Annotated in this window: 11 protein-coding genes; 5 read left to right on the forward strand and 6 right to left on the reverse strand. The window is 72.4% G+C overall.

Annotated features, from left to right (window positions below; genetic code table 11):
• Nucleotide 1: 1 nt before the first annotated feature.
• Genes ELR47_RS14820 through ELR47_RS14830 form a run of 3 tightly spaced genes read left to right on the forward strand, consistent with a single transcriptional unit; the run spans nt 2 to nt 1,816 of the window.
• The gene (locus ELR47_RS14820; protein ID WP_130650584.1) at nt 2–838 is read left to right on the forward strand and encodes a TIGR03619 family F420-dependent LLM class oxidoreductase; all 837 of its coding nucleotides are present in this window, start codon (nt 2–4) and stop codon (nt 836–838) included.
• A gap of 31 nt (nt 839–869) precedes the next feature.
• Entirely contained in the window at nt 870–1,364 is a 495-nt protein-coding gene (locus ELR47_RS14825) for a YbaK/EbsC family protein (protein ID WP_205745289.1), read from the forward strand.
• A 20-nt stretch (nt 1,365–1,384) separates the two neighbouring features.
• Nucleotides 1,385–1,816 (forward strand): SRPBCC family protein, encoded by a 432-nt coding sequence (locus ELR47_RS14830; RefSeq protein ID WP_130650585.1) that lies wholly within the window; start codon nt 1,385–1,387, stop codon nt 1,814–1,816.
• Nucleotides 1,817–1,849: 33 nt separating this feature from the next.
• On the opposite strand, the gene ELR47_RS14835 is transcribed toward ELR47_RS14830, so the two are convergent.
• Nucleotides 1,850–2,773 (reverse strand): alpha/beta hydrolase family protein, encoded by a 924-nt coding sequence (locus ELR47_RS14835; protein ID WP_130650586.1) that lies wholly within the window; start codon nt 2,771–2,773, stop codon nt 1,850–1,852.
• 159 nt (nt 2,774–2,932) lie between these two features.
• Here ELR47_RS14835 and ELR47_RS14840 point away from each other — a divergent pair, with 159 nt between their 5' ends.
• Entirely contained in the window at nt 2,933–3,559 is a 627-nt protein-coding gene (locus ELR47_RS14840) for a helix-turn-helix domain-containing protein (protein ID WP_130650587.1), read from the forward strand.
• On the opposite strand, the gene leuD is transcribed toward ELR47_RS14840, so the two are convergent.
• From leuD to ELR47_RS14860, 4 genes are all read right to left on the reverse strand, one after another.
• Entirely contained in the window at nt 3,532–4,161 is a 630-nt protein-coding gene (gene leuD, locus ELR47_RS14845) for a 3-isopropylmalate dehydratase small subunit (RefSeq protein ID WP_130650588.1), read from the reverse strand. The genes ELR47_RS14840 and leuD overlap by 28 nt on opposite strands.
• Nucleotides 4,161–5,597, reverse strand: coding sequence for a 3-isopropylmalate dehydratase large subunit (gene leuC, locus ELR47_RS14850; protein ID WP_130650589.1), 1,437 nt, complete (start codon nt 5,595–5,597; stop codon nt 4,161–4,163). The genes leuD and leuC overlap by 1 nt, the downstream gene beginning before the upstream one ends.
• A gap of 117 nt (nt 5,598–5,714) precedes the next feature.
• A complete protein-coding gene (locus tag ELR47_RS14855; protein ID WP_130650590.1) occupies nt 5,715–5,993 on the reverse strand; it encodes a hypothetical protein in 279 nt (92 codons plus the stop codon).
• Nucleotides 5,990–7,672 (reverse strand): 2-isopropylmalate synthase, encoded by a 1,683-nt coding sequence (locus ELR47_RS14860; protein WP_130650591.1) that lies wholly within the window; start codon nt 7,670–7,672, stop codon nt 5,990–5,992. The genes ELR47_RS14855 and ELR47_RS14860 overlap by 4 nt, the downstream gene beginning before the upstream one ends.
• Nucleotides 7,673–8,056: 384 nt before the next feature.
• On the opposite strand from ELR47_RS14860, the gene ELR47_RS14865 reads away from it, so the two are divergent.
• The gene (locus ELR47_RS14865; RefSeq protein WP_130650592.1) at nt 8,057–8,629 is read left to right on the forward strand and encodes a hypothetical protein; all 573 of its coding nucleotides are present in this window, start codon (nt 8,057–8,059) and stop codon (nt 8,627–8,629) included.
• Nucleotides 8,630–8,703: 74 nt separating this feature from the next.
• Here ELR47_RS14865 and ELR47_RS19180 read toward each other — a convergent pair whose 3' ends face one another.
• Entirely contained in the window at nt 8,704–11,544 is a 2,841-nt protein-coding gene (locus ELR47_RS19180) for a M36 family metallopeptidase (RefSeq protein ID WP_130650593.1), read from the reverse strand.
• Nucleotides 11,545–11,813: the final 269 nt, after the last annotated feature.

Below are 11,813 nucleotides of genomic sequence, written 5' to 3' on the forward strand. Positions count from 1 at the left end.
CGTGCGGTTGGGGGTCGCGATCTTCCTGACCGACCGCACGCCGACGCCGGTCGATCTCGCGCGCGCGGTCGAGGAGCGGGGGCTGGACCACCTGTTCGTCCCCGAGCACACGCACATGCCGCTGGCCCACGACCCGCACCCGTCGGGCGAGCCGCTCCCCGACCCCTACCGGCGCACGCTCGACCCGTTCGTGGCGCTGGCCGCCGCCGCGGCCGTCACGGAGCGCATCGAGCTGGGCACGGGCATCTGCCTGGTGGCGCAACGGGACCCGATCGTGACGGCGAAGGAGGTCGCCAGCCTCGACCTGGTGTCCGGCGGCCGCTTCGTGCTCGGCGTCGGCTACGGCTGGAACCGGCCCGAGCTCGAGGCACACGGGGTCGCGTGGGCCGACCGCCGCGACGTCGTGCGTGACCGGCTGCGGGTGCTGCGGGCCCTGTGGACCGAGGACGTCGCATCGGTCGACGCACCGCACGCGCAGCTCGCACCGTCGCAGGCCTGGCCCAAACCGTCGCGTGCGCCGCACCCGCCGGTGCTGCTGGGTGCCGGACTCGGCCCGCGCACGCTCGCGGACCTGGTGGACGTCGCCGACGGCTGGATGCCGATGGGCGCCTCGGCGACCCGCGAGGGCCTGCCGCGACTGCGCGACGGCTGGGAGCGGGCCGGCCGCGACGGGTCCCCGACGGTGCACGTCTACGGTACGCGGCCCGACCTCGACGGCCTGCGCGAGCTCGCCGGGCTCGGTGTGGACGCGGTCAGCCTGTGGCTCCCCTCGGCCGGTGCCGACGAGGTCGTGCCCGCGCTGGACCGCATCGCCGAGCTGCGCGCGCGGCTGCGCTGACCCGAAAAGCGAGAACGATCAAGGAGGCGACGTGGACCCGTCCCGTGCCGTGGAGGCCGAGGTGCTGCGGGCGCTCGAGACGACCGGTACGCCGTTCGATGCCATCGAGATCGACCCGGACCTCGCCGACACGGCCGAGTTCTGCGCCCACTACGGCTACGACCCGGCAGCCTCCGGCAACTGCATCCTGGTCGCCTCGCGGGACGAGCCACCGGTGCTCGCCGCCTGTCTCGTCCTCGCGACGACGCGGTTGGACGTCAACAAGCGGGTCCGCAAGCTGCTCGGGGTCCGCAAGCTGTCGTTCGCGCCGGCCGAGCTCACGCGGGAGGTCACCGGCATGGAGATCGGCGGGGTGACGCCATTCGCGCTCCCCGCCGACGTGCCGCTGTACCTCGATGCCCGGATCCGTGACCTCGACCGCGTGATCGTCGGCGGCGGCAGCCGCGCGCTGAAACTGCTCGTCACCCCGGACGCACTGGCCGCCGTGGGGGGCGAGTTCGTCGACGAGCTGGCCGTCGAGGTCTGAACGCCACGGAGGGGCCGATCATGGACCGGTTCACGGAGCAGCGCCGTGCCGACGCACCGATCGAGGACTGCTGGGACGTGCTCGTCTCGCCCGACGACGCACCGCGCTGGGCGCCGTTCGTGTCCCGCGCCAGCGCCTCCGGCGACCCGGGTGTCAGCCGGCGGCTGACCGTGACCGGCTCCCTGCTCGGCATGACCATGGACGTCGAGCAGACCGTCGACGTCTGGGACGCTCCCACCGCCTACGGGTGGCGCATGGCGTCGCCGTTCCCGGTCCGCCTGCGGGTCGAGCTGGTCGAGGTCGACCCCGCCACCACCGACGTCGAGGCGACCCTGGAGGTGGCGCTCGACCGGCTCCCGGTCGGCCGCCGGATCGCCGGCGCCACCATCCGCCGGCAGATCGCGCGCTCGGCCGACAACCTGGTGGCGCTGGTGGAGGGCCGCACCCCCTGACCCGAGCGCGGCCACGGCGCCGAGCGCCCTGGTTCAGGCGGGCTGGCCGACGCGCTCCGCGGCCCAGCGCGTGACGTGGGCGGTGACGCGCGGATCGAGGGGTTGCGAGCGGACCTGCCGCTTGTACCCGAGTGAGGGCGCGCCCGCGGTGTGGCGCAGGATGTGGTTGAGGTCGGGCAACTCGAGCACCTCGATCGGTGCCGCCACGAGCGCCGCCATGCGCGGCAGGTCGGCCGGGTTCGCCTGCAGGTCCTTGCTGCCGGTCAGCGCCAGCACGGGCGCGGTGATCCGGGCGAGGTCGGACGCCGCGTCGTGGTCGAGGAAGCCACGCATCCAGGCCGCGTTGATCCGTGCGCCCTGGACGCGCTGCACGGCGGCGTCCGAGGCCCGCAGCTTCGCGAACAGCTTCTCCTGGGCGTTGGCCGGGTCCTGGCGCAGCAGTCGCAGCAACCCGCGCACCGGCGCCGGCAACGTGGGCAGGATCTGCCGCCCCTGCCAGCGCAGCACCTCGGCGCCGGTGGTGGCCGTCCCGGCGAGCAGCACGACCCCCACCAGCCCGCCGTCCTCGGCAGCCAGCGACGCGGCGTGCACGGCTCCCTCGCTGTGGCCGACGAGCAGCACACGCTCGCGGTCGACGTCCGGTTGGTCGCGCAGTGCAGCCAGCGCCGCCCGGGCGTCGGCGCGGCTGTCGTCGAAGCTGGCCGTGAGGAAGTCTCCCTCGCTGGCGCCCACGCCCCGCTTGTCGAAGCGCAGGCTCGCGATGCCGGCCTCGGCGAGTGCGGTGGCGAGCTCGCGGGTGACCCCCAACGGCAGCTTGCGGTGGTCGCTGTCGCGGTCGACCTGGCCGGAGCCGGGGATCAGCAGGGCTGCCGGTGACCGGTCGTCCCGGTCCGGCAGCGTGAGGGTGGCGTGCAGGGTGAGGCCGTCGACGACGAAGGTCAGCTCGCGCGAACGCATGGAGGTGTCGGTTTCTCGCAGGACCGGCGCGATCGCCGGTCGGACCGAAACGTCCCGCACCCGTCGCGGAACGTTATCAACAATGAGAATAATACGGTAAGGTTCCGGCCGGCGGCAACACCAAAGACGTCGACGGCCCCGGCGAGCGAGGACGTGAACGTGGGCGACGACCGGGCGGACCTGCTGCTACACCCGTTGCGGCTGCGCATCCTGCAGGCCGCAGCCGGGCGCGACGTGACCACTGCCGATCTCGCCGCCGCCCTGCCGGAGGTCGCGACGGCGACGCTGTACCGCCACGTCAGGCGACTGCTCGACGGTGGCGCGCTACAGGTCGTCGCCGAGCGGCCCGTGCGTGGAACGGTCGAGCGCACCTACCGCCTGGCCGCGGCCGCGTCGCCCCTGACCGCCGACGAGATCGCGGACCTCTCCCCCGACGACCATCGCGCGGCGTTCACCACGTTCGCGGCCGGCCTGCTGCGGGCCGTCACCGACTACCTCGACGACCCGGCGGCCGACCCGGCGCACGACGGGTTCGGCTACCGCCATCTGGCGTTGTGGGCCGACGACGCCGAGTTCGAGGCGTTCGCCGCCGACCTTCGCGCGGTGGTGCTGCGGGCGGTCGAACGGGGGCCCGGCCCGGGACGGCGTCGCCGCACCCTGACCACGGTCGTGGTCCCGGACCCCGGTCCGACGACGCCCGCTCGCCCGGACCGGCACGGAGCCGGACCCGGGAACCGGACGACGCACGTCGACGCGGCTCAGCGGGCCGGGACGCGGGGCTTGTAGGCCGCACGGTCGGCCTCGTAGGCATCGATCGCGTCGGCGTCCTGCAGCGTCAGACCGATGTCGTCGAGACCGTGGAGCAGGCAGTGCCGGGTGTGCGGGTCGATGTCGAAGTGCGCGTCGACCCCGGCGAGGTCCCCGACCTGCGGGACGCGGACCAGCTGCTGCTCGAGGTCGACGGTGATCTCCACCGACGGGTCGGCGTCGACCACGGCGAAGAGCTGCCGGACGATCGGCTCGCCGAGCTGGACCGCGAGCACCCCGATCTTGCCGCAGTTGGTGCGGAAGATGTCGGCGAAGCTCGACGCGATGATGGCGCGGAACCCCGCGTCCTCGAGCGCCCAGGGCGCGTGCTCGCGCGACGAACCACAGCCGAAGTTGCGCCCGGCGAGCAGGATGTTCGCGCCCGCGTGCTCGGGTCGGTTCATCGCGAAGTCGGGGTTGGGGCTGCCGTCGTCGAGGTAGCGCCACTCGGAGAAGGCGAACGGCCCGAACCCGGTGCGCTCGACGCGCTTGAGGAACTGCTTGGGGATGATCGCGTCGGTGTCGACGTCGTTGGCGTCGATGGGGCAGGCACGGCCCCGGACCACGGTGACCGGTTCCATCAGACCGTCGCCTCCTGGGTCACGAGCTGGCGGACGTCGGCGAGCCGGCCGGTGAGTGCCGCGGCGGCCGCCATGGCCGGCGACACCAGGTGGGTGCGGCCCTTGAACCCCTGCCGGCCCTCGAAGTTGCGGTTGGACGTCGACGCGGCCCGCTCCCCCGGCGCCAGCTGGTCGGGGTTCATGCCCAGACACATCGAGCACCCCGGCGAGCGCCAGTCGAAGCCGGCCTCGATCAGCACGTCGGCGATCCCCTCGGCCTCGGCCGCGGCCTGCACCAGTCCGGAGCCCGGCACGACCATCGCCCGGATCCCGTCCCTGACCCGCTGACCCGCGACGATCTCGGCGACCGCGCGCAGGTCCTCGAGGCGTCCGTTGGTGCACGAACCGATGAAGACGGTGTCGACCTCGATGTCGGTCATCACCTCGCCACCGACCAGGCCCATGTAGTCCAGCGCCCGCTGCCACTGCTTGGCGGTGCTCTCGTCGGGCGCGTCGGTGACCCGCGGGACGGATCCGGTCACCGGCACCGACTGCGCCGGCGTGGTGCCCCAGGTCACGGTCGGGACCACGTCGGCGGCGTCGATGTGCACGACGCGGTCGAAGGTGGCGCCCTCGTCGGTGCGCAGCTCGCGCCAGGCGGCGACGGCCGCGTCCCAGTCGTCGCCCTGCGGCGCGTAGGGCTTGTCCTTCAGGTAGGCGAAGGTGGTCTCGTCGGGCGCGACCAGGCCCGCGCGCGCCCCGCCCTCGATGGACATGTTGCAGACCGTCATGCGGCCTTCCATCGACATCTCCTCGAAGGCCCGGCCGCGGTACTCGATCACGTGGCCGGTGCCCCCGTCGACACCGATGACCCCGAGGATGTGCAGGATCAGGTCCTTGGGGGTCGTCCCGGCCGGCAGCACACCGTCGACCTCGATCGCCAGGGTGCTGGGCAACCGCTGCGGCAGCGTCTGCGTGGCGAGCACGTGCTCGACCTCACTGGTGCCGATGCCGAACGCCAGCGCCCCGAACGCCCCGTGGGTGGCGGTGTGCGAGTCTCCGCACACGATCACGGCGCCGGGCTGGGTGAGCCCGAGCTCGGGGCCGATGATGTGCACGATGCCCTGGTTGCGGCTGCCCATCGGGAACAGCCGGATGCCGAACTCGTCGCAGTTGCGCCGCAACGCCTCGAGCTGCGCGGCCGACAGCTCGTCCTCGAGCGGTAGCTCCCCACGGACCTGCCGCGGGTCGGTGGGGACGTTGTGGTCGGCGGTCGCGAGCGTCAGGTCGGGACGCCGCACGCTACGACCGTTGACGCGCAGGCCGTCGAAGGCCTGCGGTGAGGTCACCTCGTGGACGAGGTGCAGGTCGACGTAGAGCAGGTCGGGCTGTCCCTCGGCGGACCGCACGACGTGCTGGTCCCAGATCTTCTCGACGATGGTCCTCGGCGTGCTCATCAGGCCTCTTCTCTTCCCGCGGGAACGGTCACGGGCCGGGCCGGCCGGGGCGCATCGAGCGCCCCGGCGACGGCACCGTCAGGGCCGGCGACCCCGTGACCGCGTCGACGACGGCGATCAGCCCGCCCAGCGCGACGACTGCATCGCGGCGACGGCGCGGTAGTCGACCTCCTCGCTGCGACGCACCTCGACGGTCACGTCGTCCGAGCCGGTCGACTCGGTGTAGGAGGCGGCGACGGCGGCGACCAGGGCGGCCTCGTCCTCGACGGTCTGGTCCGGCGGGACGTTGAGACGGATGACGTTGTTCATGGCGTGGTGCTCCTCGGGATGCGGGGCCGGGAACGACCCCTGGGTGTCGATGGGCTGTTCGCTGGCAGCTGCCGTCGGCCGGGTCACGGCCGGAACTCCGAGCTGCGGTGGACGAGTCGACGCGAACGGTTCAGCGCGTCCACGTAGGCGCGGGCGCTCGCCTCGACGATGTCGGTGGAGACGCCGCGCCCGGTGAAGCGCTGCCCGTCCTCCACTGCCACCGTGACGGTGACCTCGCCGAGGGCGTCGATGCCCCCGGTGACGGCCGCCACCTGGAACGAGACCAGTGCGACCCCGTCCCGGCCGACCGCGCGGCGGATCGCGCCGCAGGCTGCGTCGACCATGCCGTCCCCGCTCGCCTCGGCGGTGACCGTGGCACCGACGTCCCGGCCGGCCTCGGCCGCGACGTCGGCGCCGGCGAGTCGGACCACCACGGTGGCGCTCGGCTCGGCGTCGGTCCCGCCGGTGACGGCGAGGGAGACGAGTTCGTAATCGTCGTCGGCCTTGACGTGCGTCTCGGCGATGACGATCGCGGCGACGTCCTCGGAGCTGACGATCCCCTTGCGGTCCGCCAGGTCCTTGAAGCGCCGGAAGGCGTTCTGTGCCTCGGCCTCGTCGAGCTCGAACCCGAGGTCCTCGACGGCCTTGAAGAAGGCGTGCCGGCCGGAGTGCTTGCCGAGCACGATCTGCGAGCCGTCGGCACCGACGTCCTCGCTGCGGATGATCTCGTAGGTGAGCCGGTCGGCCAGCACGCCGTGCTGGTGGATACCCGACTCGTGTGCGAAGGCGTTGGCGCCGACCACCGGCTTGTTCTTCTGCACGGAGTAACCGGTGAGGCTGGACACCAGGCGCGAGGTCCGGGTCAGTTCCGGGGTGTGCAGCGCGTGATCGACACCGAGCAGGTCGGCCCGGGTACGGATCGCCATCACGACCTCCTCGAGCGAGCAGTTGCCCGCGCGCTCGCCGATGCCGTTGACCGCCACCTCGATCTGCCGGGCGCCGTTGCGCACCGCCTCGAGGGAGTTGGCGACCGCGAGGCCGAGGTCGTTGTGACAGTGGACGCTGATCACGACGTCCTTGGCGGCGATGTCGGGGATGCGCCGGTGCAGTTCGGCGATCCAGCCGCCGAAGTCGTGCGGCAGGGCATAACCGACCGTGTCGGGGATGTTGACCGTCGTGGCCCCGGCCTCGACCGCCGCGGCGACGATGTCGACCAGGAACGGGAAGTCGGTGCGCGTGGCGTCCTGCGGGCTGAATTCGACGTCGTCGGTGAACGTGCGGGCGAGCTCGATCGCCCGCACCGCCTGGGCGAGGATCTCGTCCTCGGACGCCTGGAGCATGTACCTGCGGTGGATGTCGGAGGTCGACAGGAAGGTGTGGATGCGGTGGCGCCTGGCGGGGGCCAGCGACTTGGCCGCCGCCTCGATGTCGGCCGGGATGGCGCGGGCCAGCGCGGCGATGACCGGCGGCTCGCGGTGGTCGGACTCCCCTTGCGAACCGCCGGGTCCCTGGGCGGCGCGGGGTGCGTTGCCCACGATCTCGGCGACGGCCTTGACCGCGTCGAAGTCGCCGGGCGAGGCGGCCGAGAAGCCGGCCTCGATCACGTCGACCTGCAGTCGGGCGAGTTGCTCGGCGATCTCGACCTTCTCGCGGGCGTCGAGCGAGATGCCGGGTGACTGCTCACCGTCGCGCAGCGTCGTGTCGAAGATGGTCACGCCGTCGGGGACGACGCTGGCGGCCTGGGATACGTCCGTGGGGCGGCCCATGAAGTTGTCCTGTCTGCTCGCCGCGTGTGCGGCTGATCCGTTTCGTTGGATCCCCTTCGATGTGCCTCCGCGTCGCCGTGTGTCAGGGGTGGAAACGGCGCCGCGGCATCAAAGGATGAGCAGAACGACAACGAGCCCGAGAAGGAGCTCGAGCGCGTGCTGCAGCCCACGGCCGGCGTCGAGCCGGTCCAGAACGGGGCTGCTGACAGTGCGCATGATCCGAGTGTGTCGGCCGGTCGGGCACGAACGCAAATGGTGCCGCGCGCTGCGCGTGCGCCGGCCGCGTTCGGTGCACACCTGCGGCCGGTGCCCGGCGCGCCGAGCGGCCGGGTCGGCGACCGTGGCACCGTCGCTACGGTGGTCGGACCCGGACAGGAGGCACCGGTGCGCTCCCTCGGACCGCGACTGGTCGCTACGGCCACGCTCCTCACGCTGCTGGCCGGGTGTGAGGGCGGCAACGGCGCGACCACACCCGGGGCCGGACCCGCGCCCGCGGACCCGGCTCCCGACGACCCCGCGGCGGACGAACCGGGCACCGGCGACCCCGGCGCGGACGAGCCGGACGCGGGAGCGCCGGACGCCGAGGGGAACGGGGAGCAGGAGGAGGCCGATCCGGGCCTGTCTCCCCCGCCCGGGGCGATCGTGCTCACCGAACGCGACGACGGGGCCGAGGTCGCCGTCGCCCCCGGCGAGGAGGTCGTGCTCCGGCTCGCGCACGACTGGAGCTGGGACACGCCCCGGACCGGTGCGGCGCTGCTCGAGGTCGCCACGGTCGACCACCTCGTCGATCCCGGCTACGCCGAGTGGCTGCTGCGCGCGGTCGGAGAAGGGCGCGCCGAGGTGCACGTGGACGGCGAGCCGGCCTGTGACGATCCCGAGGACTGCCCGCCGCGGACCCTGACCTACCTGGTCGAGGTCGGCCCCGGCGAACCGCTGTCGGCGCCGACCGGGGACTGAACCCGGCCGGCCGGTACACACGAGCGGGGGCGCCCGGTTCCCCGGACGCCCCCGCGAGTGGTGCGGTGGTGGGCCTACTCGAAGCGGAAGAAGGCCCGGTACTGGATGCCGTCCTGCATCGTGAACACGAGCTCACGGCAGGTCCCGGCCCAGTCGGCGTCGGTCTCCCATCGGTAGTTGTAGACGCCACGCGCGTTCACGTTCAGCCCGCTGTTGCCGGGCATCTGCGTGGCCACGGGACGGGCCCGCGGCGTGTGGAACTCACCCTCGCTGACGACCTGCCGCGTGTCGCAGTCGACCTGCCGCGAGAACGGCGCGTTGGCGGCGAACACGTCCAGCCCCTGGTTGCGACCGAGGTCGAACCGTGCCGGGATCACCTCACCCGCGTCCCGGACCGTCATCCCGGTCGCCGAGATCGGCGTCATGAAGCTCCGGACGCAGTCCGGGTGGGTGTCGAAGCCCTCGACGGCCGCAGCCCGGCTGTTGTTCACCGACGACGCGCTGTAGCCGAGCCCACGCCGGGCGAACGACGCCCACAGGGTGCAGAAGTTCTCGCCACCGGTCAGCACGGTCTCCGCTGCGATGATCGCGTCACGGCCGGTGACGAAGTTCGGGTTGCAGCCCTGGAACTTCAGCCCGTCCATGACCAGCTGCTGCGCGAGGTTGTTCCCGCCGGTCGACCAGTCACCGTAGACGTCGGGGTTGAATCCGTGGACGTCGATCAGGTCCCAGGTCATGTCCCACAGGATGGTGTTCCAGCCGTGGCCGACGCCGTGCGGCGCGGCCAGCGTCCCACCGTTGAGCCAGGCGCCGGTGCCGACGCTGCCGTAGGTGAACGGCTGGAGTTCCATGTTGCGCGAGTACGGCGCAGGACGGATGCCGGCGCCCTGACGCGGGGGCTCGTCCTGCCACAACGCGTACGGACCCATGCCGCGGGGACCGTCCGGGTCGTCGAGCGCCGGGTCGATCAGCGTGACGACACCGTGGTAGTCGCTCCAGCCCTCACCCATGCGCTGGTCACCGCCGAGGCAGTTCACGCCGGGGCCACCGGTCAGCCGGAGCGAGATGCCGTGGCTGTACTCGTGCAGGATGATGCCGGCTTCGAGGTCACCGTCGCGGAAGGGCTCGTCGCGGTTCCACAGGTACATCTGCATCCGCGGCGCACCGCCGTCGGCGGCCGGGGTGGAGAAGTTGGCGTTGTTGAAGCCGCCGCCGTCCTGCGCCTCGCAGTTGACGGCGTCACCGCCGACGCCACCACGCCCGTAGTTGTTGTGCTGGAAGTTGCCCGACGGCTCGTCGAAGCCGTAGTGCCAGAACACGTCGTGGGCGACGTTGCACCAGTAGAACAGGTTGGTGGTGGCGGCCTCCCAGTACTCGTGCGGGTGCTGCGTGAGGTCGAGCCCGAAGTCGAAGGTCAGGCGGTCGCCGCCCTCCGGCTGCGAGGCGAAGACCTGGCTCTCGATGCTGCCGGTCGCGGGCTGCCCGGCCCGGATCGCCGCACCGGCGTCCTGGGTGACCATCACCGACGGGATCGTGATGCTCGGGTCGGCCCCGCCCATGGCGGTGGGGTTGCCGGCCACGTTGTTGGCGACGACGACACCGACCGCCCCGGCCGCCTGCGCGTGGCCGACCTTGTCGACGAACGGGCAGTCGCCCCGGTCGATCAGCGCGATGGCGCCGGCCGGGAAGTCGACCAACGGCTGGCAGCCGAGGGTCGGGGCGTCGGTCCCGTCGCTGGCCGGCACGATGTCGCCGTGCACGCCGCCGGCCGGGGTGGACGGGCCGAACGAGGCCGCGACCGCGGTGTAGGAACCGGCTGCGCCCGAGGGCTCGTCGACGACCACGGACAACCGCGCGTTGGTCGGGTTGTTGCTGTTGTTCCAGTCGGTGTAGGTGTTGGTGTTGTTGCCCCGGGTGATGGTGTAGTCCGGCTCGGGCGTGGCGGAGACGTCGTGCCAGCCGAACGGCGAGGCGTCGGCGTCGGCCGGGTTCGTCACCAGGGTGCGTCCGCCGTCGTTCGGGCTCTCGAACGGCAGGGCGAACACCCGGTAGCTCGACCCGTCGTTCACCGGGTTCGGGGTCACGATCGGGCCCGAGGAGCGCGACGACGCGCTCGCGAGCGAGGTCGCGTCGGCGTCACCGTGGTCGTGGTCGTGGTCGTGGCCGTGGTCACGGCCGATGCGGGACGCCGTCTCGTCGTGGTCGTGCTCGATCGTCCAGTCGTCGAGGTCGAGCAGGTCACCGGTGGCGGCGTCGACGACGGCGCTCCACAGGTGCACGTCGGTGGCGTCGTCGATCACGACCTGCCACGCCAGGCGCAGGCCGTCCTCGTGCGGCTGCCAGCCGAGCTTGGCCGGGATCGGCTCGTCGGAGATGCCGCCGTCGGAGACCAGCGCGTCGGCGTCGAGGTCGGCACTCATCACGACCGGCAGCTGCTCCAGACCGACCGGTTCGGGCAGGTCGAGCTCCTCGGCCGCAGACTCGACGGCGTCGACCGGGTCGAGCTCGGGGGCCGGGCCCGCGGCGCGGGCGCGGGCGCCCGGCAGCCCGGACACCGCGGAGCCACCGACATGGACGACGCTGCCGTCCGCCGCGATGTTGATCGTGGTGTCGGCGCCGAACACCTCGAGCCCCGCGTACTGCTGGTTGACGTTGACGTGCGTGACCCCGTTGTGCTGACTCTCGTAGCTCGAGCGGACCACGAGCTCGGCCACGTCGGCCGGCGCGAGTTCGAACAGCGCCGCCTCGTCGCGGAAGTATCCGAGCGCGATCTCCTCGGGTTCGCCCTCGTTGGGCCCGGTGAGGAACTGGTACGCCGGCGATCCGGTCGTGGGGTTCGCGCTGACGGGCGCGGCCCACAGGCCGGTCGCGGCGAGCGACAGGGCGGTGACCGCCCCGAGCGTTCTGCTGCGCATGCGACTCTCCTGGTATGCGACATGCGCCCCGGGACCGACGACCTCCCCTCGAGGCGCCGGAGTCCTCACGTGCGTCCGTCCGCGTTCCCACCGCGGTACGGACCCCCTCGACCACCACCCGGGACGGTCGCGACGCGGACACAAGTAGCCCGTTCGTACCCTGTCAACGCGTACTAGTCCGTTCGCTCGCGCCAGCGCACACCTTCAGCATGTATTCAGCTATCACGAAGTGCGCTCCGCGGAACTGCCGGCCACCCGGTCGTCGGGCC

This window comes from Egicoccus halophilus, assembly GCF_004300825.1.
Taxonomy (GTDB): domain Bacteria; phylum Actinomycetota; class Nitriliruptoria; order Nitriliruptorales; family Nitriliruptoraceae; genus Egicoccus; species Egicoccus halophilus.